Annotated in this window: 25 protein-coding genes; 7 read left to right on the forward strand and 18 right to left on the reverse strand. The window is 67.5% G+C overall.

What is annotated here, in order from left to right:
* The first annotated feature begins 46 nt into the window (after positions 1–46).
* The gene (locus IB255_RS24425; protein ID WP_192210960.1) at positions 47–1,432 is read left to right on the forward strand and encodes a CoA transferase; all 1,386 of its coding nucleotides are present in this window, start codon (positions 47–49) and stop codon (positions 1,430–1,432) included.
* Here IB255_RS24425 and IB255_RS24430 read toward each other — a convergent pair.
* The 4 genes from IB255_RS24430 to IB255_RS24445 all read right to left on the reverse strand — a co-directional run bounded on the left by IB255_RS24430 (position 1,419) and on the right by IB255_RS24445 (position 5,582).
* Entirely contained in the window at positions 1,419–1,985 is a 567-nt protein-coding gene (locus IB255_RS24430) for a flavin reductase family protein (RefSeq protein ID WP_081520445.1), read from the reverse strand. The genes IB255_RS24425 and IB255_RS24430 overlap by 14 nt on opposite strands.
* A 21-nt stretch (positions 1,986–2,006) precedes the next feature.
* Positions 2,007–2,924: a bestrophin family protein gene (locus tag IB255_RS24435; protein WP_081520444.1), complete on the reverse strand. Its 918-nt coding sequence runs from the start codon at positions 2,922–2,924 to the stop codon at positions 2,007–2,009.
* A gap of 133 nt (positions 2,925–3,057) precedes the next feature.
* On the reverse strand, positions 3,058–3,933 hold the full coding sequence (gene mmsB, locus IB255_RS24440) for a 3-hydroxyisobutyrate dehydrogenase (protein WP_081520443.1): 876 nt from the start codon (positions 3,931–3,933) through the stop codon (positions 3,058–3,060).
* Between the two features lie 140 nt (positions 3,934–4,073).
* Entirely contained in the window at positions 4,074–5,582 is a 1,509-nt protein-coding gene (locus tag IB255_RS24445) for a CoA-acylating methylmalonate-semialdehyde dehydrogenase (protein ID WP_081520442.1), read from the reverse strand.
* A 131-nt stretch (positions 5,583–5,713) separates the two neighbouring features.
* On the opposite strand from IB255_RS24445, the gene IB255_RS24450 reads away from it, so the two are divergent.
* Both IB255_RS24450 and IB255_RS24455 read left to right on the forward strand, forming a co-directional pair.
* Positions 5,714–6,610, forward strand: a complete 897-nt coding sequence (locus IB255_RS24450; RefSeq protein ID WP_081520441.1) for a LysR family transcriptional regulator — start codon at positions 5,714–5,716, stop codon at positions 6,608–6,610.
* A gap of 77 nt (positions 6,611–6,687) precedes the next feature.
* On the forward strand, positions 6,688–7,128 hold the full coding sequence (locus IB255_RS24455) for a hypothetical protein (RefSeq protein ID WP_081520440.1): 441 nt from the start codon (positions 6,688–6,690) through the stop codon (positions 7,126–7,128).
* A gap of 52 nt (positions 7,129–7,180) precedes the next feature.
* Here IB255_RS24455 and IB255_RS24460 read toward each other — a convergent pair whose 3' ends face one another.
* The 4 genes from IB255_RS24460 to IB255_RS24475 all read right to left on the reverse strand — a co-directional run bounded on the left by IB255_RS24460 (position 7,181) and on the right by IB255_RS24475 (position 10,649).
* Positions 7,181–7,882, reverse strand: a complete 702-nt coding sequence (locus IB255_RS24460) for a YebC/PmpR family DNA-binding transcriptional regulator (RefSeq protein WP_081520439.1) — start codon at positions 7,880–7,882, stop codon at positions 7,181–7,183.
* Between the two features lie 75 nt (positions 7,883–7,957).
* Positions 7,958–8,377, reverse strand: coding sequence for a PaaI family thioesterase (locus tag IB255_RS24465; RefSeq protein ID WP_081520438.1), 420 nt, complete (start codon positions 8,375–8,377; stop codon positions 7,958–7,960).
* Positions 8,374–9,174 carry an RNA polymerase sigma factor gene (locus tag IB255_RS24470; protein ID WP_168190546.1) on the reverse strand — a complete coding sequence of 267 codons (801 nt, stop codon included), beginning with the start codon at positions 9,172–9,174 and terminating at the stop codon, positions 8,374–8,376. The genes IB255_RS24465 and IB255_RS24470 overlap by 4 nt, the downstream gene beginning before the upstream one ends.
* 74 nt (positions 9,175–9,248) lie before the next feature.
* The gene (locus IB255_RS24475) at positions 9,249–10,649 is read right to left on the reverse strand and encodes a PLP-dependent aminotransferase family protein (RefSeq protein ID WP_081520436.1); all 1,401 of its coding nucleotides are present in this window, start codon (positions 10,647–10,649) and stop codon (positions 9,249–9,251) included.
* 186 nt (positions 10,650–10,835) lie between these two features.
* Between IB255_RS24475 and IB255_RS24480 the strand changes: the two genes are divergently transcribed.
* Both IB255_RS24480 and IB255_RS24485 read left to right on the forward strand, forming a co-directional pair.
* A complete protein-coding gene (locus IB255_RS24480) occupies positions 10,836–11,609 on the forward strand; it encodes a class II aldolase/adducin family protein (protein ID WP_081520435.1) in 774 nt (257 codons plus the stop codon).
* Positions 11,610–11,710: 101 nt separating this feature from the next.
* The gene (locus tag IB255_RS24485) at positions 11,711–12,739 is read left to right on the forward strand and encodes an ABC transporter substrate-binding protein (RefSeq protein WP_192210961.1); all 1,029 of its coding nucleotides are present in this window, start codon (positions 11,711–11,713) and stop codon (positions 12,737–12,739) included.
* A gap of 128 nt (positions 12,740–12,867) precedes the next feature.
* On the opposite strand, the gene IB255_RS24490 is transcribed toward IB255_RS24485, so the two are convergent.
* Positions 12,868–13,494, reverse strand: coding sequence for a class I SAM-dependent methyltransferase (locus IB255_RS24490; RefSeq protein WP_192210962.1), 627 nt, complete (start codon positions 13,492–13,494; stop codon positions 12,868–12,870).
* A gap of 366 nt (positions 13,495–13,860) precedes the next feature.
* Between IB255_RS24490 and IB255_RS24495 the strand changes: the two genes are divergently transcribed.
* The gene (locus IB255_RS24495) at positions 13,861–14,568 is read left to right on the forward strand and encodes a 2OG-Fe(II) oxygenase (protein ID WP_192210963.1); all 708 of its coding nucleotides are present in this window, start codon (positions 13,861–13,863) and stop codon (positions 14,566–14,568) included.
* Positions 14,569–14,607: 39 nt separating this feature from the next.
* A complete protein-coding gene (locus tag IB255_RS24500) occupies positions 14,608–14,961 on the forward strand; it encodes an SH3 domain-containing protein (protein WP_081520431.1) in 354 nt (117 codons plus the stop codon).
* A 27-nt stretch (positions 14,962–14,988) separates the two neighbouring features.
* Here IB255_RS24500 and IB255_RS24505 read toward each other — a convergent pair whose 3' ends face one another.
* The 9 genes from IB255_RS24505 to dkgB all read right to left on the reverse strand — a co-directional run bounded on the left by IB255_RS24505 (position 14,989) and on the right by dkgB (position 24,709).
* Positions 14,989–16,449 (reverse strand): mechanosensitive ion channel domain-containing protein, encoded by a 1,461-nt coding sequence (locus IB255_RS24505; protein WP_081520430.1) that lies wholly within the window; start codon positions 16,447–16,449, stop codon positions 14,989–14,991.
* A gap of 61 nt (positions 16,450–16,510) precedes the next feature.
* Positions 16,511–17,128 (reverse strand): hypothetical protein, encoded by a 618-nt coding sequence (locus IB255_RS24510; protein WP_081520429.1) that lies wholly within the window; start codon positions 17,126–17,128, stop codon positions 16,511–16,513.
* Between the two features lie 137 nt (positions 17,129–17,265).
* On the reverse strand, positions 17,266–18,225 hold the full coding sequence (locus IB255_RS24515) for an HlyD family secretion protein (protein WP_151187213.1): 960 nt from the start codon (positions 18,223–18,225) through the stop codon (positions 17,266–17,268).
* Entirely contained in the window at positions 18,226–18,432 is a 207-nt protein-coding gene (locus IB255_RS24520) for a DUF1656 domain-containing protein (protein ID WP_045207441.1), read from the reverse strand.
* A complete protein-coding gene (locus IB255_RS24525; protein WP_192210964.1) occupies positions 18,422–20,587 on the reverse strand; it encodes an FUSC family protein in 2,166 nt (721 codons plus the stop codon). The genes IB255_RS24520 and IB255_RS24525 overlap by 11 nt, the downstream gene beginning before the upstream one ends.
* A gap of 100 nt (positions 20,588–20,687) precedes the next feature.
* Entirely contained in the window at positions 20,688–21,593 is a 906-nt protein-coding gene (locus IB255_RS24530) for a LysR family transcriptional regulator (RefSeq protein ID WP_081520426.1), read from the reverse strand.
* Between the two features lie 268 nt (positions 21,594–21,861).
* Positions 21,862–22,644, reverse strand: a complete 783-nt coding sequence (locus IB255_RS24535; RefSeq protein ID WP_081520425.1) for an SDR family oxidoreductase — start codon at positions 22,642–22,644, stop codon at positions 21,862–21,864.
* Positions 22,645–22,821: 177 nt separating this feature from the next.
* Positions 22,822–23,847 (reverse strand): zinc-binding dehydrogenase, encoded by a 1,026-nt coding sequence (locus tag IB255_RS24540; protein ID WP_151187208.1) that lies wholly within the window; start codon positions 23,845–23,847, stop codon positions 22,822–22,824.
* 58 nt (positions 23,848–23,905) lie between these two features.
* Positions 23,906–24,709, reverse strand: a complete 804-nt coding sequence (gene dkgB, locus IB255_RS24545) for a 2,5-didehydrogluconate reductase DkgB (protein ID WP_151187207.1) — start codon at positions 24,707–24,709, stop codon at positions 23,906–23,908.
* Between the last annotated feature and the right edge of the window lie 19 nt (positions 24,710–24,728).

Here is a 24,728-nt window from a genome sequence, read left to right on the forward strand (position 1 = left end):
CGCTGCGCGGCTAAGGTGAAATTCCAAGGAAAAGGCGGAGATAGAGATGCAGCGTGTTCTTGCGGAGCGACTTTGGATTGCCCTGGGCGGCCAGGCCGAACGCCTGAGTCACCTGGCCTTTCGCAGCGAAGGCTCCCTGCCTTCGGCTTTCTTCGTCACCGAACTGGCCGCCGCCAGCATCGCCAGCGCGGGGCTCGCGCTGGGCGAGTGGCTGGAGCCGGACTCCGGTGCCGCCACGTCCCTGGTCGTGGACCGCCGGCTGGCTTCCTTCTGGTTCTCCACTTCCTTGCGCGCCCAGGGTTGGACGCCTCCCGACCTGTGGGACGCCATCGCCGGCAACTACCGCACCCGCGACGGTTGGGTTCGCCTGCACACCAATGCCCCGCATCACCGCGCCGCTGCCCTTCGGGTGCTCGGTACCGAGAATGATCGTGATCGGGTCGCAGACGCCGTGGCGAATTGGGATGCGGGCGAACTGGAACTGGCGATCGTGGAGGAAGGCGGCTGTGCGGCCGAGATGCGCTCCTGGGACGCCTGGAAACAGCACCCGCAAGGCCTCGCCGTTGCCCGCGAGCCGCTGGTATTGCGCGATCTCCAGCTGGTGTCCGCGCCTTCTCTGGATATCGAGATCGACCGCGAGCGCCCCTTGGCCGGATTGCGCGTGCTGGACCTGACGCGCGTGCTGGCCGGGCCGATTGCCACACGCTTTCTTGCCGGCTTTGGCGCCGAGGTCCTGCGCATCGATCCGCCGGATTGGGATGAGCCTGGCGTGGTGCCGGAAGTCACCCTGGGCAAGCACTGCGCGCGTCTGGACCTGCGCCAGCCTGCGGGCCGCGAGCGCTTCCAGGCGCTGCTCGCCAGCGCCGATGTGCTGGTGCACGGCTATAGGGCCGATGCCCTGGACCGCCTGGGGTTCGGCGCCGATGTACGGCGGACCATTGCGCCGGGATTGGTGGATGTCAGCCTGAATGCCTACGGCTGGTCGGGCCCCTGGAGCGACAGGCGCGGTTTCGACAGCCTGGTGCAGATGAGCAGCGGCATCGCCGAGGCCGGGCGCGTCTGGCGGGGCGAAGACAAACCCGTCCCCTTGCCGGTGCAGGCGCTCGATCATGCCACCGGCTACCTGATCGCTGCGGCGGCCTTGCGTGGATTGGCCGAGCGCCGGCGTAGCGGCCGCGGGAGTCGTTGGCGCCTGTCCCTGGCGCGCACGGCGCAATGCCTGCTGGAGGCGGGAGTTTCGTCGGTGGGTTCGCTGGAGCTGGCGGCGGAGACAACCGCCGATCTGGCACCGGGCATCGAGACAACGCCCTGGGGGCACGCGCGGCGCTTGCGTCCGCCGCTGCAGGTCGCGGGCTCGCCGCTCTACTGGGAGCTGCCGGCCTCCGAGCTGGGCTCGGCGCCGGCAACCTGGCAGCCGGTCAGCCCCGACTGACCTGGAACGCCTCGCCGGTGGCGAAGAAGGCGCCGCCGGCCTGGTAATGAATGGTGCGCAGCTCGTCGCTGGGGAAGTGCCAGCGGCCATTGGAGAAGGCGCGCTCATCCGCATAGGCGGCGACTACTTCGGCGATGAACAGGTCGTACTTCTCCTGGTTGTGTGGCTCGCTGATCACCTTGCACTCCAGGTAGGCGACGCAGCCATCGACGATCGGCGCCTCGACCTGCTTCGCACGGGAAGTGCGAATGTCCAGCTGCTCGAACTTGTTGCCTTCGCCACCGTTGCTCGAGCCAACCGCCAGGGTCAGCTCAGCCTGCTGGCGCGTCGGCAGCTGGATGACGAAGACGGCCGAGCCTTCCACCAGATGGCGCGACCAGGTGTTGCGGTCGAGCACCAGCATCAACTTGGGCGGATCGAAGTCCAGCGGCATGACCCAGGCGGCGGCCATGACGTTGGCGACACCCTCGTGCTCGCTGGTGACTATGGTGCTCGGGCCGTGGTTGAGCAGCAGGTAGGCCTTGTTCAGCGGCACGTCTTTCAGGTGGTTCATTCAGGGGTCCTCAAGTCCGGATCAGAGCAGCAGGCCGTCCACCGGCTTCAGCGGTTCGGGCAGGTCGGTCTCGCCGAGGATTTCCAGCACGGCGATTTCCATGTTGCGGCTCATGGCGTCCAGCGGCAGGTCGTTGGGTTGGGTATCGAAAGGGTCGGCGATCTGGTCGCCCAGTGCATCCAGCCCGAAGAAGGTGTAGGCCAGCACGCACACCGCCAGCGGGGTGAACCAGCCGATGCTGTCCACCAGGCAGAACGGGAGCAGGAAGCAATAGACGTGCACGATGCGGTGCAGCATCAGGATGTACGGGTAGGGGATCGGCGTGTTGCGGATGCGCTCGCAGCCACCCAGCACGTACGACAGGCGGGTCATCTGCTGGTCGATGGCGGCCAGGGTGATGTCGCTGGCGCCGCTGGCGCGGCCACGGTCGGCGAAGCGCTGGCCGAGGCTGGCGAGCAGCACGTTGGTCGGGCTGCGGCTGGTAGCCAGCGCGGCGGCTTCGTCGCCCAGCAGGCGGCGTAGGTCCTCGCTTTGCGGGGTGCCGCGCAACTGGTCGCGCAGGGCGTAGCTGAAGGCGATCAGCTGATTACCCAGTTGGCGACGGCCTTCGCTGTCCAGGTCCGGCAGGAGCGAGCGGGTCTGCCGAGCCAGGTTGCGGGTGACGATCAGCAGTTCGCCCCACAGCGTGCGCGCTTCCCAGAAGCGCTGGTAGGCGACGTTGTTGCGGAAGCCGAGGAAGATCGCCAGCGTCAGGCCCCAGAGGGTGAAGGGCGTGGAGGTGATGATCACCTTGTAGTGATACAGGGTGCCGTGGGTGGCCACTACCAGTGAGCTGAGCAGTACCGTGTAGAGCACCTTGCGCCAGATGGCGGGGATGATCGAACCCTTGAGGGAGAACAGCAGGACCCAGAGTGTCGGGGTTTGCGGGCGGAGGATCATCGGGCGGCATCCGGTGGGGCGGAGCGCGCATGATAGCCGAGATAGAGGCGGGGATGCGGTTCGCTGGCCCCCGTGGGAGCGTGCCATGCACGCGATCGCGTCCATGGCACGCTCCTGCAGGGAATTGCCGAGATCAGCCCTGTTCGTACAGCTTCACGATGGCCGAGAAGTCCAGCTGACCGTTGCCCTGGTTGCTGAAGGTCTGGAACAGCTGCTGGGCCAGGGCGCCGAGCAGCACGGGCTGGCGCACTTGGCGCGCTGCCTCGCTGGCCAGACCGAGGTCCTTGAGCATCAGGTCGGTGCCGAAGCCGCCGCTGTAGCCGCGCGCCGCCGGGGCGCCGGTGAGCGGGTTGTTCACTTCGGAGCTCCAGCAGCGGCCGCTGGAGGTGTTGATGATGCCGGCCAGCACTTCTGCGTCCATGCCCAGCTTCACGCCCAGGGACATGGCTTCCGCCACACCGATCATGGAGATGCCCAGCAGCAGGTTGTTCGCCACCTTGGCCACCTGGCCGTTACCGGCGCCGCCGCAGTGCACGATGTTCTTGCCCATCGCCGCGAGTACCGGGCGGGCGCGATCGAAGTCGGCCTGATCGCCACCGACCATGAAGGTCAGGGTGCCTGCGGCAGCGCCAGCGGTGCCGCCGGAAACCGGCGCATCGAGCATCGGGTTGCCGTGGGTGAGGGCGGCGGCGCTGACGTCACGGGCGTTCAGCGGGTCGATGGTGGACGAATCAATCAGCAGCACGCCGGGTTGCACGTTGGCCAGCAGGCCGTCGTCACCGAGGAAGACCTGCTTCACGTGGGCGGCGGCGGGCAGCATGGTGATGATCACCTCGACATCGTCGCGCGCCACTTCGGCGGGGGATGCCAGGGCGCGGGCGCCGAGGGCGACGGCCGCTTCCACGGCCTTGGCGGAGAGATCGAAGACGCTCAGGTCGAAGCCGGCCTTGAGCAGGTTGGCGGCCATGGGGCCGCCCATGTTGCCGAGTCCGATGAAGCCGATGCGCATGGGATGGTCCTCTTCTTCTTGTTCGGGGCGCCCGGTCGATCAGGCGCGAAAGGAGGTGCCCGCCCGCGTGGTGCCGGGTCCGGAACAGCATCCTTGCTGAAGTCCGGATCGGCTCGGGGCGAGCGGGCGGGCAGGCTGATTTATTTGAGGTTGATGGTGGTGTTCACCGCGCCGCCGACCTCGTTCTCGTCGAACCAGCGTTCGGTGACGGTCTTGGTCTGGGTGTAGAACTGCACCACCTGCTTGCCGTACGGGCCCAGGTCGCCCAGCTTGGAGCCGCGCGAGCCGGTGAAGGAGAACAGCGGCACCGGCACCGGGATCGGCACGTTGATGCCCACCTGGCCGACATCGATCTCTTCCTTGAAGTGCCGCGCGGCAGCGCCGGAGCGAGTGAACAGCGCGGTGCCGTTGCCGTTGGGGTTGGCGTTGATCAGCTCGATGGCCTCGTCGAAGGTCTTTACCGACACCACGCAGAGTACCGGGCCGAAAATCTCCTCGCGGTAGATGGTCATCTGCGGGGTGACGCCGGAGAACACGGTCGGGCCGACGAAATTGCCCTTGGCGTAGCCGGCCACCTGCGGGTTGCGGCCGTCCAGCTCCAGCCTGGCGCCTTCCTGGGTACCGCGTTCGATCAGGCCGCTGACGCGATCCAGCGCCGCACAGGAGACCAGCGGGCCGACGTCGGTATTGGCCTCGGTACCGCCGCTGACCTTGAGGGTCTTGGCCTTGGCCACCAGGTCGGGAATCCAGTCGTGGGCTTCACCCACCAGAATCGCCACCGACAGCGCCATGCAGCGTTGCCCGGCGGCGCCGAAGGCCGCACCGGCAATGGCGTTGAGGGTCTGCTCCTTGTTGGCGTCGGGCAGCACGATGGCGTGGTTCTTCGCTCCCATCATGCACTGCACGCGCTTGCCGGCCTGGGATGCGCGGTTGTAGACGTGGGTGCCGACGCGGGTGGAGCCGACGAAGGAGACGGCCTTGATGTCCGGGTGGTCGCAGATGGCGTTCACCACGTCCGGGCCGCCATGGATGACGTTGAGCACGCCCGGCGGAACGCCGGCTTCATGGGCCAGCTCGACCAGGCGCATGGTCACCATCGGGTCCTGCTCGGAGGGCTTGAGGACGAAGGTGTTGCCGGTGGCGATGGCCATCGGGAACATCCACAGCGGAATCATCGCCGGGAAGTTGAAGGGGGTGATACCGGCGCAGACGCCGATGGGCTGCAGGATGGTGAAGGTATCGACGCCGCCGGCCACGTTGTTGGCCAGCTCGCCCAGTTGCAGATTGCCGATCCCTGCGGCGTGCTCGACCACTTCCAGGCCGCGGAACACGTCGCCCTCGGCATCGGGCAGGGTCTTGCCCTGTTCGGCGGTGAGGATCGCCGCTAGTTCCTTCATGTTCTCGCGGATCAGCTGCTGGTACTTGAGGAAGATGCGCGCGCGGGCGCCGATGGGCGTCTTCTTCCAGGTCTTGAACGCGGCCTTGGCGCTGGCTACCGCGCGCTCGACTTCCTCGGGCGTGGCGAAGGGCACGCGGGCGAGGACTTCCTGGGTGGCGGGGTTGATCACGTCGCGCCATTCGGTGGTGGTGGACTCGACGGGCTTGCCGTCGAGGAAGAGTTTGACGGTCGGGACGGCAGTTGCAGTCATCGGGGTTCTCCCAGCCTGAAGGCTTTCTTGTTGTCTGGAACGATCCTAGCAGTGCATTTTTGATGTGCTCAATGAGGCGATGTGCAAGTATGCTCTGCATTTTTGCAGACACGGCCCGTGCTGAGGCAGATATGGACTGGGACAACCTGCGGTTTTTCCTCGAGCTTTCCCGGGCCGGCAAGCTGACCGTGGCCGCGCGACGCCTGGGCGTGGACCACACCACGGTCGCCCGCCGCCTGCAGGCGCTGGAGAAGAGCATCGGCGCCCAACTGCTGGTGCGCGAGCCCGCCGGCTATCGGCTGACCGAGGCCGGTCACGGGCTGCTGCCCCAGGCCGAGGCCATGGAAAGCGCCTGCAAGGTGATCGAGAAGCGCCTGGCCGGCGCCGAAGACAATCTCTCCGGCAAGGTACGCATCGGCGCCACCGAGGGTTACGGCTCGACGCTGCTGACCTCGCAACTGGTGGAGCTGAACCAGCGCCACCCGCACCTGGGTGTGGACCTGCTGGCGGTCCCACGGGCGTTGCAGCTGTCGCGCCACGAGGCGGACATAGTGATCACCCTGGAGCGCCCCGGCCGCGGGCCTTACCTGATTACCCGGCTGACCGACTACGTGCTGCGCCTCTACGCCTCGCAGGACTACCTCGCCGAGCGCGGGCCGATCCGCAACCGCGACGACCTGCGCGAGCACGCCCTGGTCGGCTACGTCGACGACCTGCTCTACAGCAAGGAGCTGCAGTACCTCGACGAGATCGGCCGGCCGTTGCACATGGCGCTGCGCTGCACCAGCATCCTCGCCCAGCAGCGCGCGGTGTCGGAGGGCGCCGGGCTGGCGATCCTGCCGGCGTTCGCGGCAGCCGAAGACCCGTCGCTGCAGCCGGTGCTGGCAGGGGAAATCGAGTTCGTGCGGACCTTCTGGATGCTGATGCCGACCGAACTCAAGGACATCGCGCGGATGCGCACTACCTGGGATTTCCTGCGGGAAAAGGCCGAAGGCAGCCAGGACGTACTGATGGGCCGCGCCGTTTGAGTGTCGGCAGGATGGAAGTTTCAACAGTGACAGGGACCCGCCAGGACAGCGCGGGAACCGTTTGAGGAGAAGGAAGCATGGCTGAAATCATCCCGCTGTCGGCGGAACTGGAACAACAACTGGAAGATCTGCAACAGCAGGGACTGGTGCTGCTTCAGCTGGCGCCCGAGTTGCCACCCCATGAGGTGGTCGCGGCGATTACCCAGTACGTGCGCGAAGCCAAGGCGCAGCAGCGTGAGGTGGACGATGACACGGTGTTCGCGCTCGGTGCCCTGCTGGGACGGCAGTTCGTGCTGGGGCTGGGGTGGCACTGGGGTGATGTCACCTGGGACAACGATCCCGACTCGGCAGCTATCGGTGTGCTCAACCCGGATGATTCGCTGTTCAACAACCCCATCGGCTGGGTCAGCCAGGCGCTGGGCAGCGAGGGCGGCGTGACCTTCATGCTGAGCTACAACATGATCCAGGCCAACGAAACTCCGGTGTTCGAACCGGGGAGCGCGACCGGGCTGTACTGACGGTGGTGCGAGGGAGACGGGTTTGCCCCATCTCCCCTGGGGTGCCTTGCTGTTACGCCAGGCCGACGTAGAGGTTCTGCACGTCGTCGTTGCCGTCGAGGGCATCGAGGAAGGCTTCGACTTCCTCCAGCTCCGCGTCGGACAGGCTCACCGGGTTCTTCGCCTTGTAGCCGAGCTTGGCCGAGGCGACGGTGAAACCGTGCTCGGGCAGGGCGCGGCAGACGGCGTCCAGATCGGTGGAGTCGGTGAGGAACAGGGTGTCGCCTTCTTCCTCGCCCGGCTCGAAGTCCTGGGCGCCGGCTTCGATGGCGGCCAGTTCCGGGTCGGCGTCAGCGCTGGCCGGGGTGGCCTCGACCAGGCCCAGGTAGTCGAAGTCCCAGGAGACCGAACCGGAAGCGCCCAGCTGGCCTTTGCGGAACAGCACGCGGATTTCCGCGATGGTGCGGTTCACGTTGTCGGTCAGGCACTCGACGATCACCGGCACGCGGTGCGGGGCGAAGCCTTCGTAGACCACGCGCTCGAAGGTGGCGGCGCCGTCCAGCAGGCCGGCGCCCTTCTTGATGGCGCGCTCCAGAGTATCGCGCGGCATCGAGGCCTTCTTGGCCTGCTCGACGACCAGGCGCAGTTTCGGGTTCATGTCCGGGTCGGCGCCATTGCGCGCGGCGATCATGATTTCCTTCGACAGTTTGCCGAAGATGCGGCCCTTGGCGTTGGCGGCGACTTCTTTATGTTTGGCTTTCCACTGGGCGCCCATAGTGATCTCTTGCTGGCGGTTGCTGATGGGCGGCAAGTCTAAGGCCTCGCGCGCCCGCTGGCGATATCCGCTGGATCAGTGCGGGACCGCGAACACCGCACTGGCCTGCGCCACCACCTTGTCGCCCACCGACAGCAGCGCATTGGCGAAGGCCATCTGCCGGCCGCGCCGGCAGTGCAGCAGGCGGATGCTCAACCAGTCGCCGACCTGCGCAGTGGAGACGTAGTCCAGGGTCAGACTGGCGGTGACCAGCGGCTGCGGCGGCTGGCTGGAGAAGGCCATGGCGTAGCCCATGCCGATGTCCGCCAGGGTGGCGAGGATGCCACCGTGTACGCCGCCGCGACTGTTGGTGTGGCGCTCGTCCAGCAGCAGGCCGAGCTCCAGGGATTCGCCCTCGCCGCGCACCAGGAACGGACCGAGCAGGTCCAGCAATGGATTGCGTCGCTGCAGTGGCGCGAAGCCCTCGGGGTAGCCCAGGTCGGCGATCGCGTTCATTGCCAGCCTCCGGTGTGCTGCTGCAGCACGGCGCGGACGGTTTCGATGACCCGTTGCGGGACGCGGTAATCCGGGTGGGCGCGGAACACCGCCGCCGCATCCGCCAGGCGGGTGAGGGCGAGCAGCTCGCTCTCGGCCTTGCGGGTGTCGCTGGCGCCCACTGGCAGGGCCAGTGCCTGACGCTCGCAGGAGCAGGCCGCCTGCGCGTTGACCAGCCCGCAGTGCTGCTGCATGAACTCATCCAGGCGCTGACGTGCCCGAGACAGGCGCTTGCGATAGGCCGCCGGCTCGATCTCCAGCACCGCCGCCGCCGTCTCCGAGTCCAGCCCGAAGGCGATGTCGAGCACATAGGCCAGGCGCTGCTCGCGCTCCAGGCACATCAGCATGCCCTGGGTGCAGGCCAGGGCGATGCGCTCGGCGGCGAGCTTGTCGGCGGGCTCCAGCGGGCGTTCATTGGCCTCCGCCAGGCGCAGGCCGAGGTCGAGCTTCTCCGCCAGAGCTTCCAGCGACACGGTGGGCGTCTCTCGGACCTTGGTGCGCGCAGTCAGCAGCGCGTTGCTTGCGATGCGGAAAGCCCAGGTGGAGAACTGGCTGTCGCCGCGGAAGCTGGCGAGGTGCGTGGTGATGCGCAGGAGGATTTCCTGGCTGGCGTCCTGGGCATCTTCTCGGCGGCCGAGCATGCGCAGGGCGAGGTTGTAGACCGGTGATTGCAGGGCCACCAGCAGTGCGTCGAGGGCGGCGGGGTCGCCTTGCTGGGCGCGTTGCAGCTGTTGCGGGTCGATGGCGGGAAATTTCACGGTGTCCTCCTGACTTGCCGGGCGAAAGACCGGCTGTTCTTCCTTGGACTCGGCGCCCGCGATTTTTGTGACCGTCAGCCCGGCACTTCGCTTTGTGCCGATAGAAAAGCGTACAGCCGCTCGTCCAGCGAGTGCGCGACGTTGAAGCGCATCCACGGCACGCTGCGGCCGTCGGGCATGAACAGCTGGCCGGGGAACAGCAGGATCTTCGCTTCCTTGGCGCGGCTGGCGAGCAGGGTGGCGTCATCCACCGCGCGGTGCCGGGCCCAGAGGAACAGGCCGGCGCGCGGTTCATGGAAGATTTCCAGGCCGGCGGCTTCCAGGCGTCGCGCCACGCTGTCGTGGGCTTCGCCGAGCTGGTCGCGCAGCTGGCGCACGTGCTTGCGGTGGCGGCCCTGCAGGAGGATGTCCAGGGCCAGGGTCTCGGTGAGTTCCGAGCTGGTCAGGCCGCTGACCATCTTCAGCGGCACCAGCTCCTCGATCAGCTCGGGGTGCGCGGCGATGAAGCCGGTGCGCAGCGCCGGGGCGATGACCTTGGACAGGCTGCTGATGTAGATCACCCGCGCCAGCTGGTCGAGGTTGGCCAGCAGCAACTGGCCGGCGGGGTCGAGGTCGGCGTAGATGTCGTTCTCGACGATCAGGAAGTCGTACTTCTCCGCCAGTTGCAGCAGCCGGTGAGCGGCAGCCAGCGACAGGCTGCCGCCGGTGGGGCTCTGCAGGCGCGCCTGGGTGAAGTAGACCTTGGGGCGGTGTTCGCGGGCCAGTTGCTCCAGGCGGTCGAGATCCAGCCCGTCGGCGCTGCGTGGCACGCCCAGCAGCTGCGCGCCCTGCAGGCGCAGGTTGAGGAACAGGTTGTGGTAGCCAGGCTCGTCAACGAGCACCGGGTCGCCGCGTTGCACCAGGTAGCGCACGGTCAGGTCCAGCGCCTGGCTGGCGCCGGCGGTCAGCAAAATCTGCTCCGGGCTGGCAGCCACGCCCGCATCACCCAGGCGGTCGGCCAGCTTGCCGCGCAGCTTTGGGTTGCCCTTGCTGTGGCCGTAGTTGCCGAACTGGGTCGGTTCTTCCCGCGCCAGGCTGCGCAAGCCGCGCAGCAGGCCTTCGCCGTCGAGCCAGTGTTCGGGCAGCAGGCCGACGCCGGGCCGCAGCTCCATGCCCAGCGGCTGGAAGACCTTGTGCAGCAGCAGGTGCGCATCGAAGTCGAATTCGGTGGGCGCCTCATCGCTGGCGCTGTCCTCGACTGCCGGGCCGCGCACATAGAAGCCGGCGTTGGGCACGGCGTTCAGGCAGCCGCGTGCCACCAGCCGGTCGTACGCCTCGACCACGGTGAAGTGGCTGACGCCGTTGGCCTGGGCGAACTTGCGGATCGAGGGCAGCTTGGCGCCGGGGCGCAGGCGCTGCTCGTCGATGGCCTGGGCGATGCCGTCGACGATCTGGGTGACCAGGGGAATGTCCGAGGTGGGGTCGAGCAACAGCATCCGAAGGTCCGATTCTGGTGGGGAAGGATCTGTACAGGTCCGCGGACCATAACAGCACTGCAATTTCTGCGTTGTCCCTGTGCATGGTGCGGGCCGGGCACGCCCAGCACACTCGGTCCCAGACGGCGGCAATTAGCCGCACAGCCTGAAATAAGAACCCCCGAACAAGAACAGGGACAGCCCGTCATGCGTGACACAGCTTACAACATCGATCCGTCGAGCATTTCCGCCGAAGAGTGGCAGGCCCGCTGCGAACTCGCCGCGCTGTACCGGCTGATTGCGCACTTCCGCTGGACCGACCACATCGACACCCACATCTCCGCGCGGGTGCCGGGCGAGCCGGGCCACTACCTGATCAATCGCTACGGCGTGATGTTCCATGAAATGCGCGCCTCCGACCTTGTGAAGGTCGACCACGCGGGCGACGTCATCGATCCGCGCTTCGGGCCGAAAAGCGTCAATCGCGCCGGCTTCAACATCCATTCCGCGGTACACGCCGCCCGCGAGGACGTGGCCTGCGTGATCCACACCCACACCGCTGCCGGCATCGCGGTATCCGCCCAGGAAGACGGCCTGCTGCCGATCAGCCAGCACGCGCTGAAGTTCTACAACCGCCTGGGTTACCACGACTACGAAGGCATTGCCCTGGACCCGGCCGAGCGCTCGCGCCTGGTCGGCGATCTGGGCAGCCACATGGTGATGATCCTGCGCAACCATGGCCTGCTGGCTACCGGGCGCTGCATCGCCGAAGCCTTCAACCAGATCTACTTTCTCGAACGTGCCTGCCAGGCGCAGGTCCAGGCCCTGGCTGGTGGCCGCCAGCTGTGTTACCCGTCGCACGTTGTGTGCGAGCGCGTTGCGGTACAGGAAGAGGAAGCGCTGGTCGACGGCCTGCACCTGCTGGCCTGGGAATCGGCGTTGCGCCTGATCGAGGACGGCGAGGCCGCCTATCGCAGTTAAGAAAAACAGGCCTACCTGACCCTGTTACCGTGCCCCGGTCCGCAGAGACCGGGCGCCTGCGTGCTTGAACCATCTGCCAACAACAAAGCCAAGAGGTGGAAATGAAAAACCCGATTCTGGGAGCCCTGCTCATGGGCGTGGCGTCCGGCGCCATGGCTGCTGACCTGACCGTGATCTCCTTCGGTGGCATCAGCAAGGACGTACAGACCGAAGCCTTCTACAAACCCTTCGAGAAGAAGGAAGGAATGAAGGTGATCGCCGGCGAGTACAACGGCGAAATGGGCAAGATCAAGGCCATGGTCGACACCGGCGGCGTCAACTGGGACGTCGTCCAGGTGGAAGGGCCGGAGCTGCTGCGCGGCTGCGAAGAAGGCCTGTTCGAACAACTCGACCCGGCGATCCTCGGCAAGGCCGAAGACTACGTGCCCGGCACCATCTCCGACTGCGGCGCCGGCCTGCTGGTCTGGTCGATGGCCATGGTCTACGACGGCAAACGCCTTGCCAACGGCCCGACCGGCTGGACGGATTTCTGGGACACGAAGAAATTCCCCGGCAAGCGCTCGCTGCGCAAGGGCGCCAAGTACACCCTGGAGATCGCCCTGCTGGCCGATGGCGTGAAGAAGGAAGACCTGTACAAGGTACTGTCCACCAAGGAAGGCGTGGACCGCGCGTTCAGGAAGCTCGATGAGATCAAGCCGTCGATCCAGTGGTGGGAGTCCGGCGCGCAGCCGATGCAGTTCCTCGCCAGCGGCGACGTGGTCATGAGCACTGCCTACAACGGCCGCGCCTTCGCTGCGCAGGAGGAGGGCGTGCCGATGAAGGTGGTGTGGAACGGCAGCCTGTATGCCATCGACTCCTGGGCGATCCCCAAGGGCAGCCCGAACAAGAAGGCCGCCGAGGACTTCATCGCCTTCTCGCTCTCGCCCGAACAGCAGAAGATCCACACCGTGAAGCTGGGCTACGGCTCGGTGAACCTGGGGACCAACAAGCTGATCGATCCCAAACTGATCGAGCGCCTGAACACGGCGCCGGCGAACCTGGAACAGGCCGTGCCGGTGAACTTCGAGTTCTGGGTCGACCACGGCGAGGACCTGGAGCAGCGCTTCAACGCCTGGGCGGCGAAGGGCTGATCGGCGGTTTGACGCGGGTGGCAACACCCGCGTGATCGAATCGCTGGCGCGGTTCGCCCCTGCGAGGAGTCGTGTTCCCCCTCAGGGGCGGGCCCTGCCCGCGACCCGCCGGCAGGGCTGGCGTCAATTCAAACCTTGCGCCACACGCTCGCCAGCCAGGGCTGCTGCTCCCGTGGCAGGCCTGCCGGACGATAGTAGTGCTCGAGCTCGCGGAAGCCGGCGTTCTCCAGCAGGCGCGTCCAGTTCTCCAGGTCGTGGTAGGAGCCGTAGCGCCCGCCATTCCAGCCTTCCTGATTCTCCCCGCGCGGATTGGAGCTGAACAGCACGCCACCCGGCTTCAGCGCCCCATGCAGCTGGCGCAACACACGCGGCAGCTCGCTGCGCGGTACGTGGAACAGGCTGGCATTGGCATAGATGCCGTCGAAGCGCTCGGCAGGCAGCTCAAGAGCGAGGAAGTCCTGCTGCCAGACTTCGCAGCCGCTGGCCTCGCGCGCCATGGCGACGAAGTCGGCGCAGCCGTCCAGACCGACCGGTGCATGCCCCATGCCTTTCAGAGCACACAGGTCGCGGCCTGGACCGCAACCGAAATCGAGCAGCACGAAAGGTGCTTCGCCCTGGATATGTCGCAGCAGCGCGGCAATGTTCTGGGTGACGTCGTGGTCCCAGGTGCCCTCGCGGAAAGACTGGGCACTGTTCTGGTAGTGCTGCAGGGTGACGCGGGAAATGTCGCGCAGGATCGGGTCTTCGGTGCTCATGGCGGTAGTCGGTCCGGGGTGGATGTCCGAGTCTACAACGACGCCTGACGGATGGCCCCATTGGCCGGTCACCGCAGGGCGAATAACCCGGAGCAGGCTGTCCGCCATGGCGGCGGATAACGCCATAGGCGTTATGCGCCCTACAGGGCCGGCCGCTGACCTGATTTCCTGGTACCCGTAGGGCGAATAACCCGGAACGGGTTATCCGCCGATGCCACCGCGGCGGATACCAACACTGTAGGAGCGGGCCATGCCCGCGATCGCGCCCATGGGGCGCTCCTACAGGGAAGTTTGAAAGTCGGCCTTGGGGCGCGGGCGGTAAAGGGGCGGTCCTAGACTGAGGCATTGCCATCACGGATCGCCAAGATGCTCCTCTCCCGAACCCTGTCCGCCCTGGACTGGGCCGCACTCACCCGGCAACTCGACGCCGACGGCCACGCGCTGATCCCCGGCCTGCTGGACAGGGCGCAGTGCGAGACGCTCCGCGCGCTCTACGACCAGGAGGCGCCATTTCGCAGCCGCGTAGTCATGGCCCGGCACAACTTCGGCCTCGGCGAATACCGCTACTTCGCCTATCCCTTGCCGACCCTGCTGCAGGAGCTTCGTCAAACCTTCTATCCGCCGCTGCGGGTCATCGCCAACACCTGGCAGGAGCGCATGGGCACTGGCATCCAGTATCCGCCGGAGCATGCTGGCTTCCTCGACCAATGCCACGCCGCCGGCCAGCGGCGGCCGACCCCCTTGCTGCTGCGCTACCGTGCTGGCGACTACAACTGCCTGCACCAGGACCTCTACGGGGAACGGGCCTTCCCGTTGCAGGTGGCGATCCTGCTGTCGCGGCCGGGCGAAGAGTACACGGGCGGCGAATTCGTCCTCACCGAGCAGCGCCCGCGCATGCAGTCGCGGGCGAGCGTGGTGCCTTTGCAGCAGGGCGATGCGGTGGTGTTCGCCGTGGCCCAGCGCCCGGTTCACGGCGTGCGCGGCTATCACCGGGTCAATCTGCGCCACGGCGTCAGTCGCCTGCATACCGGCGAGCGTTTCACCCTCGGGGTGATCTTCCACGATGCGCTGTGAGGAGTAGCATGGATCGGTCCAGGGAACCGGGAGATCGACATGCACTACGAAGTGATTCAGCGCCACCGCAGCGAGTACCCCGCGCCCATCACCTTCGCCAGGGGCGCACCGCTGTTCGTCGGTGAGCGATATGAAGGCGCCGAGGGCTGGGAAGACTGGTACTTCTGCTCCACGCCCGGCCAGCGCGAGGGCTGGGTGCCGGCGCAGGTCTTCAACATGACTGCGCCGGGCGCGGGGGTGGCGATGGAGGACTACACCGCCCGCGAGCTCGACGTCGAAGTCGGCGAGCGCCTCGAAGGCGGCCGCGAGCTGGGCGGCTGGCTCTGGTGCGTGCGCTCCGGTGGCGAGGCCGGCTGGGTGCCGCTGGATTGCCTGCAGGAAGTCAGCGCCTGACCCGGCAACGCCTGCTACGCAATGGAGTCAGGCCTTGTAGCGGCGTCCGGCGTGCTGCTTGAGCCAGGCCATCAGCCCGCGCTGCTGCACCACCGTGGGTTGCTCGACCAATAGCGCGGCGCTGGCCTTCTGGCGGAAGTCCAGCAGACGGCCCATGGCCTCGGCGATCTCCTGGCGCGCCTCCATGCAGGGAGCGAGGGTTTCCTTGTCGATGTAGTAGGCGGCGCCATCGCTGATCGCGGTGAACTCAGCCTGCCAGGCCGAACCGGTCAGCACGCCGGCCTCGCCGAACACTTCGCCTGGCCCCATGCGGCCGGCCTCGATGGTCTGGCTGTCGTGGGGCAGGGTGACGCTGACCACGCCGGAGTCGATGATCAGCAGGCGGTCGCTGACATCCCCCGGCGCCAGCAGCACTTCGCCGCGCTTGAAGGGGCGGCGCTGCATGCGCTTTGCCAGTTCGTCGCGTTCCTCGTCGCGCAGTGCATCGAACAGCCCCGAACGCACCAGCAGCGCCCGTGCCCGCGAGGCGCTCTCGCGCATCGGCGCATCGGCTTCGGCGAGCAGGTTGATGCCCGCGGCCTGCAGGTGGCGGTAGGCGAGGTCGAACAACTGGTTGCGCACCTCGCGCTTCTCGCCCATGGCGGCGACGAAGCCGCTCATTTCGTATTCCACACCGTCCGGCGCGGACTTGCGCACGCTTACCGCTGGCGCAGGCGTGGCCAGCAGCGCTCGACAGCCGCCGAGCGCGTGCTCCAGCGCCTCCACGACCTTGCGCGGGCGGATGTGCGGGCTGACCGTCAGGCTCACGCTGACGCCATAGAGGTTTGCCGGGCGGCTCAGGTTGAGCACCTTGGCCTTGGCGGCGAGGGAGTTGGGCACCACGGCCAGCGTGCCCTGCGAGGTTTGCAGGTAGGTGGAGCGCCAGTCGATCTCGGTGACCTTGCCCTCGATACCGTCGATGGAGATCCAGTCGTCCAGCTGGTACGGCTTGGTGGTGTTCAGCACGATGCCGGAGAACACGTCGCTCAGGGTGCTCTGCAGCGCCAGGCCGAGGACGATGGCAACCACCCCGGAAGTGGCCAGCAGGCCCTTCACCGGCAGCTCCAGCACGTAGCCGGCGGCGGCGATGATGGCGACCAGGAAGATCAGTGCGCCGACCACGTCCTGCAGCAACCGCCCGCCGTGGCCGATGCGTTGCACCAGCAGGAAGCCCAGCACCACCGTCAGGCAGCGTGCGGCGAACAGCCACCAGAAGATCTGCACGGCCGTGGCGACCATGTGGCTGGGCAGGTCATCCGGCCAGGGCGCGGCGCGCAGCGGGTTCATCCCGGCGTTGAACAGCAGCAGGCTGAACAGCAGGAAGCACAGGATGCGCGTGGCCAGCCGCCAGTGCGGATGAGCCGGACCGACCAGCCGCCAGAGCAGCAGGTCGATCAGCAGCAGGACGGGGGCAGCGAACAGCGGGTGGGAAGTGAGCAGGGCGGGCATCGAGCCTCTCCTTGGAACGATCGCAAGAAGATGGCACAGAAAGCGCTTTCTGGCAGCGGCCTCAGCTCGGGTTGTGCGAGTTCACCAGCTTCAGCCACTCATCGGTCTCGACTTCCCCGGCAATGCGCAGCCTGGGTTCGCTCTCGTCGAACAGCACCAGGGCGCTGCCGTACTCGGGGGTGTCGGTCTCGCGCACCTTGAGGTTCTCGCGCAGGAGGTCGAAGCATTCGCTGTGAGTGACCAGCACGAGGTTGCGGTGCGCGGCCTTGTGCTGGCGGATCTGCTCGGCGAGGTCGCCATCCTTGCAGGTGAGCAGCCAGTCCTGGCGCGCCACGTTGCGGTCGAACATCAGGTCGGCGGTCTGCATGGTGCGGTTGGCCGGGCTGCTGTAGATGTCGGTGGCGGTCAGGCCCAGGCGCGTGATGCTCTCGCCCATGCTCCGGGCCAGGGCGGCGGCGCGGGCGGTGATGCCGTCGGCGGCGCCCAGGCATTCGGCGGTGGAGCGGTCGCAACGCTCCATGTGGCGCACCAGCAGGACGACCCCGCCGCGGGCCCAGTTGTGCGCGAACAGGCTGCTGCTCGGCACGTCTTCCAGTGGCGTGGGCAGCGAACGCCAGGCCACCAGGGCGAGAGTGGTGCAGGTCAGCAGGGAAGCGGCCAGAAGGCGAAGGCGGGGCAAGGGTCATCCTCGTGCGCAGGCGTCCGCGCGGGATGCGGGAAGCTGAAGGCATGCTGCACCGGGCGGGTGACAATCACGCGATGGGTTGATGACGGGGCGGTGATGAAAGTTCCCCGTGCCCATCGGAAGGTAGGGGCCTAGCGAGCGCTTTCGACCACGCTGACGGTGGCGGTGGTGCCGGCGCGCAGGCGGTCGCGGCCCTTGTAGTCGGGGGCGATGGCGATACGCACGGGGATGCGCTGGGCGAGTTTCACCCAGGTATAGCTCGGGTTGATGTTGGCCAGCAGGCGCGCGCCGGGGGCGTTCTCGCGGTCGGTGATGGCGAAGGCGATGCTCTCGATGCGGCCGTCGAAGCGCTCGCCACTCATCAGCTGCACGTCCACCCGGTCCCCCTCGCGGATACGCGGCAGCTTGGTTTCCTCGAAGTAGCCGCCGACGTAGAAGGAGTCGCTGTCCACCAGCGCCACCAGTGAATGGCCGGCCGTGGCGTAATCACCGGCGCGGGTCAGCAGGTTGGTCACGTAGCCGTTCACCGGCGCCATCACCTGGGTGCGCTCCAGGTCCAGGCGTGCCTGCTTCTGCGCGGCTTCGGAGAGCGCCACATTGGCTTGCGCCAGGCCCAGGTTGGCCTGTTCGCGCAGCAGTTGGGCCTCGGCCACGGTGACGTCGGTCTGCGCCTTCTCCCATTCCTCGTTGGAGATCGCCGAGCGCGCCTTCAGCGCCCGGCGGCGGACCTCCTCGTTGTGGCGCTGCTGCAACAGCGCCTGGTTGGCAGTGATGGCCGCCTGGGACTGGCCGAGTGCGGCGCGGGCGACTTCCACCGCGCGGTCGGCGTGCAGCACCGCCAGTTCGTAGCGCGCCGGGTCGATGGTCAGCAGCAGCTCGCCCTTTTTGACGTGCTGGTTGTCCTTCACCCGCAGTTCGACGATACGCCCGGTGACGTCCGCAGAGAGCGTCACCACGTCGGCGCGCACTCGGGCGTCGCGGGTCCAGGGCGCGCGGGTGTAGTAGGTCCAGGCGAAGTAACCGAGGATCAGGGCGAGCGCGACCACGGCCAGGGTGATCAGTGGCGGGACGGCTTTGCGCAGGCTGGCCATTCAGTGCAGGGCTCCCATGAGCAGGATCAGGCCTGCGCAGATGCAGGCATAGAGCGCGCCTTCGAACAGCGCCTCGTGCCAGACCAGACGCAGGACGCCGAGGCGACGCAGGCTCCAGTCCAGCAGCAGGAAGATCGGCAGGGCCAGCAGCAGCGCCTGGGCCAGCGGCGGCAGGTAGACCCCGCCCAGTTCGATATCAACGGGCATGCAGCGCGGCTTCCCCGTGGTCGTCATGGAGGGCGGCGGATTCGCCGTAGAGGTCGCGGAAGCGTTCCAGCAGGTCGGCAGCCACCAGCAGCGCGACGCCGCTGACGAACACCGGGCGCATGGCGTCGCCGCTGGGGTAGTTGCCGTGGCTTTGCAGCTCGTCCAGCTCGCTGCCCAGCTCGCGCATGGCCGGCAGTACCCGGTGCAGCGGCGCGGCGGGTGGCTGGTCGAGGCAGGCGGCGAGTTCATCCAGCAGCAGTGACAGGCGCTCGCGCAGCGCCTGCGGCAGGCCGTTGGGGTTCAGGCTCTCGCGGCGCAGCTGGTGCAGCACCACACCCAGGGTCATGCTCGCCAGGCTGCACTGGAAGCGCTCGCCGGACTGGTTGTCGCGCGCCGCCGGCAACAACCCGAGCATGATCGCCAGGCGATCCACCATGCGGCTCTCGAACAGGAAGCGGCGAGCTTCGCTGGGCTTGGACAGCAGTACCGAGCGCACCTCGGCGCGGGTGCGGCGCGACTGGCGGCGCAGGCGCGCATCGGCGTCAAAGGGGAACACCCAGGCGTAGACCAGCAACGCCAGCACACCGGCACTGACGTAGCCGCCGGCGAACTCGAACCATTGCAGCGAGGTGTTGATCCACGCGCCCTGGTTCTGCGGGCCGACCAGCAGGAAGGTCGATAAGCCCAGACCGATGCCGATCCCCGCTGTCTGCGGGTTGGCCAGCCCGACTGCGATCACGTACAGCAGCGGCGTGAGGAACAGCGCGAGCATCTCGAAGTCGCCAACGCTGGGCAGCAGCAGGAACTGCAGCAGCGCCGCCGCCACCAGCGCCATGGCCAGCCCGCGCATGTAGGCCAGGCTCGCCATCAGCGGACGCGGGAAGGTGGCGAGCAGGGAGCAGAGGATGCCGATCAGGATCATCCCGGCGCGGGCGCCGTCCCAGGCGGTCTCGATCCAGATCCAGCCGGCGCAGCACAGCGCGACGAACGCGCGGGTGGCGTTCATCGCGGCGAGGTGGAAGTCCAGGTGCAGGGCGTGGGCCTGGCTCTGCGGGTAGGAGCTGCTGCCGGGGCGGCCCTCCTGGATCGCCTCACTCAGCTCGATCATCTCGTCGAGTTGCTGCATCAGCCGCGCCTGCTCGAAGCGCAGCGCCCAGGCCAGTGAACGCAGTGACGTGGGCAGGCCGTCGGCCAGTTCCTCCGCCTGCCGGGCGGCGGCGTCGAAGCGCTGGCGCAGCTGAGTGATGCGCTTGCGGGTGGCGCCGGGCAGGTCGCGGCCGAACTCGGCCAGCTCGGCAAGGCAGGCCAGTTCGTCCTCGCGCAGGCGCCGCACGGATTCGGGCAGCGGGCCGCTCAGGCGCGCTTCGATCAACTTGCGCTGGCGCCGCAGGATGGCCAGGCGCGAGGTCATCAGCACCAACTGGTTGGCCAACTGCTGCACCAGTTCATCGGCGCCGCGCAGGCGCGGGGCGTCGAAATACAGGTGGCGGCGCAGCATTTCCAGGGCGGCTATCTCGCCCAGCAGTTGCTTCTGGCGTTGCTGGAAGTCTTCCTCCAGCTCCTCGCCGCGGATCACCGCGGCGGCGTGCACGGCAATCAGGCGGATCAACTGGTCGACCTTGGCGAAATAACCGCGCGCGACACTCTGCGGCCGGGCGAAGAACAGGCTGACCAGGGTCACGCAGGCAACGCCCAGCAGGGTTTCGGTGACGCGGGTGATGGCCAGGGTGTAGGTGGATTCGGGCGCCGGCTGGGCCAGCAGCGCGACTATCACCGCGGTGAATCCGCTGAGGACGAAGGCGTGGGAGTAGGTGAAGCGCATCAGGGTGCCGCCGGCCGTGCAGAGCGCCAGCCACAGCGCCAGGGTAACGATGAAGGGCAGCGGCGCCTGGGGAAACAGCGCCATGATGGCCACGGCGACCATGGCGCCGATGGTGGTGCCGATTACCTGGGCGAAGCTTTTCTGCAGGGTCATGCCGGCCAGCGGGGTGCTGATGATCACCACCGTCATGGTCGCCCACTTGGGCTGGTCGAGGTCGAGCAGGAACGCCAGGTAGAGCGTCAGCAGCCCCGCCAGCACGGTGCGCAGGGCGAACAGCAGGGTATCGCGGCCAGGATGGATGATGGCGCGCAGGTACAGCAGCATGGGTGACATGCCAGGCCCTCGATCACGGCGGGAAGACGCCCCGGCGGCGGAGCGTCGCGAACCCTGTTGAGTGTGGTCGAGGTTTTCCGGCTGTGGGAAATTTCTTGGCTTAGCCGGTGGCGTGCAGCGACTGCGCCAGACGCTCCTGGATGAAGTCGAGGAAGCACTGGATGCGCAGCGCCAGCTGCGAGTTGCGGTAGTACACCGCGTGGATCGGTTGGCGGCGCTCGCTGGTCATCTCCGGCAGCACGCGCACCAGCCGGCCGGCGCGGATGTCGTCACAGGTCATGAAGCTGGCGAGGCAGGCGATGCCCTGGGCGCCGATGGCCAGCTGGCGCAGGGTCTCGCCGCTGGAGGCGGACAGCGACGGGTCGACCGTGAGGGTGTCGCCCCCGGCGTGGCGGATCGGCCAGACGTTCAGCGCCTCGGGCTGGGTAAAGCCCAGCAGCGAGTGGCCGAGCAGCTCTTCCAGGTTGGTCGGGGTGCCGTGGCGCTCAAGGTATTGGGGAGCGGCGAGCAGGTTCAGGCGGCTGCTGCCCAGCGGACGGGCGTGCAGGCTGGAGTCGGCGAGGTGGCCGATGCGGATGGCGATGTCGGTGCTCTGTTCCAGCAGGTCGATGTTGAGGTCGTTGGTGTTGAGCTGCAGCTCGATGTCCGGATAGCGCTCGCGGAAGGCGCCGATATGCGGCACTACCGCGTGGAGCATGAAGGGCGACGCCGCGTTGATCCGCAGACGCCCGGCCGGGGATTGCTGGCGCAGGGCCAGGCGCTCTTCCAGGGCGTCCATCTGTTCGAGGATGTGCCGGGCATTCTCGAGGAAGAACTCGCCTTCCTCGGTCAGCTTCATGCGCCGCGTGGTGCGGTTGAGCAGGGTGGTGCCGAGCTTTTCCTCCAGCTTCGACAGCGCCCGGCTGACGGCCGAGGGCGTCAGCCCCAGTTGTTCGGCGGCGGCGGTGATGGAGCCGCAGTCGATCACCGTGGCGAAGGTCTTGAGTTCGTCGGAGTGGGCTTTCATCGGCAGGCCTGTTCGGGAGCGGCGGGGTGATTGTAGGGGCGGCGTAGCTGGGTTGTCTTGAACATCGGGCGCCATTGCAGGAGCAGGCCATGTCCGCGACCGCGCCCTTAGGGCGACTCTGCAGGGAGATTCGGTGCCAGGTGCCGGTAGGGTTGGAATTCGTCCGATGGCAGACTTCCGCTGCGATGGCCAGCGCCGGCCCTGCCGACGGATCGCGGGCATGGCCCGCTCCTACAGGGATACCGGTGCTGGGACCAGGGTGCGGGACTCAGTAGGTGCCCGGATAGGCGCCGCCATCGAGCAGCAGGTTCTGCCCGGTCAGGTAGCCGGCGTGGGCGCTGCACAGGAAGGCGCAGAAAGCACCGAACTCCTCGGCGCTGCCGAAGCGCCCGGCGGGGATCTCCTGTTTGCCGGCATCCACCAGTTCGCCTTCGTCGCGTCCACTGAGGGTTGCCGCGCGGTGGAAGCCGCTGCGCAGGCGGTCGGTGTCGAAGGAGCCGGGCAGCAGGCCGTTGAGGGTCACGTTGTTGCCCGCTATCTGCGGCTGGCGGGCAACGCCGGCAACGAACCCGGTCAGGCCGCTGCGCGCGCCGTTCGACAGGCCGAGGGTGGCGATCGGCGCTTTAACCGAACCGGAGGTGATGTTGACGATGCGCCCGAAGCCGCGCTCGGCCATGCCGTCGATGGTGGCCTTGATCAGCTCGATGGGCGTGAGCATGTTCAGCTCCAGGGCGCGCAGCCAGTCCTCGCGTTCCCAGTCGCGGAAATCACCAGGCGGGGGACCGCCGGCGTTGTTAACCAGGATGTCCACCTGCGGGCAGGCGGCGACCAGTGCGGCGCGCACGTCCGGCTGGCTGATGTCGCCGGCCACTTCGCGTACTTCCACGCCCAGCAGGCGCAGTTCAGCGGCGGTGGCGGCGAGGGTGTCGACGTCGCGGGCGTTGATCGCCAGGTTCACGCCCTCGCGGGCCAGCGCCAGGGCGCAACCCCTGCCCAGGCCCTTGCTGGCGGCGCAGACCACGGCCCAGCGGCCCTTGATGCCCAGATCCATGATGTTCTCCTGTTCGTTCTGAGGGTTTTGTCCGGGGCGCTCTTGTAGGATGGGTGGAGCGCAGCGATACCCATGCGTCGGGTGCATGGCATCGATGGGTATCGCTGCGCTCCACGCCATCCTACGACGTGTTCATCCTGCCAGATGGGGATTCGGCTTTACCCCGAAGCGGTCCGGTCAGGCGATGACCATCGGCGCCGGCAGGCGACTGATCCATTTACCGCTGCCTGCGCCGGACTTCAAGCGGTGCAGTGCTTCGGGCAGCTCGGCGAAGTCGAAAAATTGCTTCGCCGGCGCCTGCAGCTGGCCATTGGCGACGCCCTGCATCAGTTGTTCTGCGCCTGCGTGCAGTTCTTGCCAGTCGAGGGTTTCGCCATGGGCGTGGATACTGTTGAGCGCCACTTCATGCAGCGAGATGGCGGTACTGAAAGCCGGCAGCGGGGCGCCTTCCTGGCGGTCCTGGATGCACACCAGGTGGCCGTTGTAGCCCAGCAGCGGGGCGAGGCTGGCGGCGTGGTTACCGCTGACGGTGTCGAAGATCCCATGCAGGCGACGCGGGCCGAGGGCTTCGAGCAGGTGCTGGGTCCACTGGCCGTCGCGGTAGTCGAAGACTCCGGCGATACCCAGTTGCAGCAGGTGCTCGCGGCGTTTCGCCGAGGCCGTCACCCACACGCGCAGGCCGCGTTGCAGGGCGAGTTGCGCCAGCAGGTAGCCGACTGCTCCGCCGGCCCCGGTCACCAGCACGTCCCGGTTGTTGCAGGCCGGCAGCTTGTCCAGTGCCTGCCAGGCGGTGAGACCGGGGCAGGGCAGGCTGGCGGCGGTGGCGTCGTCCAGCGAATCGGGCACCGGGTAGACGGCGCGGGCGCGCAGCAGGGTGTATTCGGCGAAGCTGCCGCCGCGGGTCAGCGCCTGGTGGTAGGCGACGCGGGCACCGGCGCGCAGGTTCACCTCGCTGCCCACCGCGATGACGATGCCGACGCCATCCACGCCGGGCACCTGGCCTTGCTGCCAGTCGTCGCGGCCCCAGTCGATCATCTTCCAGTCCACCGGGTTCAGTGCGATGGCGGTGTTGGCCACCAGCACTTCGTCCGGGCCCGGCGTGGGCACCGGCAGGCGGGCGAGGGTCAGCCCGTCGAGGCCGGCGCCGGGCGTCCAGGTCCAGGCGGCGTAGTCGTTTGCGGGGGTGTGCTCGGGTGCTCTCATGAGTATTCCTTGGAAGCGGAAAAGCCGCCCCGAGGGGCGGCTGTCAGGCAGGGACGAATCAATCCCAGGCCGGGGCCAGGCTTTCCGGGCTGGTGATGCGCTCGTTGCGCTCCAGCGCGGCGATGGCGGCCATGTCGGCGTCGGTCAGGCGCAGGTCGACGGCGCGCAGGTTGCCTTCGAGGTTCTCGCGCCTGGTGGACGAGGGGATGACCGAGTAGCCCAGCTGCATGGCCCAGGCCAGGGTGACCTGCGCCGGGGTTGCACCGTGGCGCTTGGCGATCTCGATGATCACCTCGTCGCTGAGCACCTTGCCGTAGCCCAGGGTCATGTAGGAGGTGATGTGGATGCCCTGGCTTTTGGCGAAATCGACGACCTTGCGGTTCTGCAGGTAGGGGTGCAGTTCCACCTGGTTGGTGGCGATCTGGCCCGCACCAACGGCGGCGATGGCTTCCTGCATCAGCGCGATGGTGAAGTTGGAGACGCCGATCTCGCCGGTCAGGCCCTGGGCCTTGGCTTCGGCCAGGGCGCCCATGAATTCGGCGACCGGGACTTCGCCCTTGGGCGAGGGCCAGTGGATCAGGGTCAGTTCGACGCGGTCGGTACGCAGCTTGTGCAGGCTGTCCTTGAGGCTGGGGATCAGCTTGTCGGCAGCGTAGTTCTCGGTCCAGATCTTGGTGGTCAGGTACAGCTCGTCACGCTTGACCCTGGCGCCGGCAATGGCCTCGCCGACGTCGGCTTCGTTGCCGTAGATCTGCGCGGTGTCGATGGCGCGGTAGCCCAGGTCCAGCGCGGTGCGGATGGAGTCGATGACGGTCTGGCCCTTGAGGCGGAAGGTGCCGAGGCCGAATGCGGGAACGCTCATGGGAAGTCTCCTTGGTCGA

The organism is Pseudomonas sp. PDM22 (assembly GCF_014851965.1).
Lineage (GTDB): Bacteria > Pseudomonadota > Gammaproteobacteria > Pseudomonadales > Pseudomonadaceae > Pseudomonas.

Bases quoted from the DNA above. Each gene is read 5' to 3' on its own strand.
- IB255_RS24535 (WP_081520425.1), bottom strand. From the start codon at position 22,644: ATGGATCTGGGCATCAAGGGCCGCTGGGCCGTGGTCTGCGCCGCCAGC.
- IB255_RS24445 (WP_081520442.1), bottom strand. From the start codon at position 5,582: ATGACTGCAACTGCCGTCCCGACCGTCAAACTCTTCCTCGACGGCAAG.
- IB255_RS24460 (WP_081520439.1), bottom strand. From the start codon at position 7,882: ATGGGCGCCCAGTGGAAAGCCAAACATAAAGAAGTCGCCGCCAACGCC.
- IB255_RS24530 (WP_081520426.1), bottom strand. From the start codon at position 21,593: ATGAAAGCCCACTCCGACGAACTCAAGACCTTCGCCACGGTGATCGAC.
- IB255_RS24540 (WP_151187208.1), bottom strand. From the start codon at position 23,847: ATGAGAGCACCCGAGCACACCCCCGCAAACGACTACGCCGCCTGGACC.
- IB255_RS24525 (WP_192210964.1), bottom strand. From the start codon at position 20,587: ATGTCACCCATGCTGCTGTACCTGCGCGCCATCATCCATCCTGGCCGC.
- IB255_RS24515 (WP_151187213.1), bottom strand. From the start codon at position 18,225: ATGGCCAGCCTGCGCAAAGCCGTCCCGCCACTGATCACCCTGGCCGTG.
- IB255_RS24465 (WP_081520438.1), bottom strand. From the start codon at position 8,377: ATGAACGCGATCGCCGACCTGGGCTACCCCGAGGGCTTCGCGCCACTG.
- IB255_RS24505 (WP_081520430.1), bottom strand. From the start codon at position 16,449: ATGCCCGCCCTGCTCACTTCCCACCCGCTGTTCGCTGCCCCCGTCCTG.
- IB255_RS24520 (WP_045207441.1), bottom strand. From the start codon at position 18,432: ATGCCCGTTGATATCGAACTGGGCGGGGTCTACCTGCCGCCGCTGGCC.
- IB255_RS24430 (WP_081520445.1), bottom strand. From the start codon at position 1,985: ATGAACCACCTGAAAGACGTGCCGCTGAACAAGGCCTACCTGCTGCTC.
- IB255_RS24435 (WP_081520444.1), bottom strand. From the start codon at position 2,924: ATGATCCTCCGCCCGCAAACCCCGACACTCTGGGTCCTGCTGTTCTCC.
- IB255_RS24455 (WP_081520440.1), top strand. From the start codon at position 6,688: ATGGCTGAAATCATCCCGCTGTCGGCGGAACTGGAACAACAACTGGAA.
- mmsB (WP_081520443.1), bottom strand. From the start codon at position 3,933: ATGCGCATCGGCTTCATCGGACTCGGCAACATGGGCGGCCCCATGGCC.
- IB255_RS24500 (WP_081520431.1), top strand. From the start codon at position 14,608: ATGCACTACGAAGTGATTCAGCGCCACCGCAGCGAGTACCCCGCGCCC.
- IB255_RS24450 (WP_081520441.1), top strand. From the start codon at position 5,714: ATGGACTGGGACAACCTGCGGTTTTTCCTCGAGCTTTCCCGGGCCGGC.
- IB255_RS24425 (WP_192210960.1), top strand. From the start codon at position 47: ATGCAGCGTGTTCTTGCGGAGCGACTTTGGATTGCCCTGGGCGGCCAG.
- IB255_RS24480 (WP_081520435.1), top strand. From the start codon at position 10,836: ATGCGTGACACAGCTTACAACATCGATCCGTCGAGCATTTCCGCCGAA.
- IB255_RS24495 (WP_192210963.1), top strand. From the start codon at position 13,861: ATGCTCCTCTCCCGAACCCTGTCCGCCCTGGACTGGGCCGCACTCACC.
- IB255_RS24485 (WP_192210961.1), top strand. From the start codon at position 11,711: ATGAAAAACCCGATTCTGGGAGCCCTGCTCATGGGCGTGGCGTCCGGC.
- IB255_RS24475 (WP_081520436.1), bottom strand. From the start codon at position 10,649: ATGCTGTTGCTCGACCCCACCTCGGACATTCCCCTGGTCACCCAGATC.
- IB255_RS24490 (WP_192210962.1), bottom strand. From the start codon at position 13,494: ATGAGCACCGAAGACCCGATCCTGCGCGACATTTCCCGCGTCACCCTG.
- dkgB (WP_151187207.1), bottom strand. From the start codon at position 24,709: ATGAGCGTTCCCGCATTCGGCCTCGGCACCTTCCGCCTCAAGGGCCAG.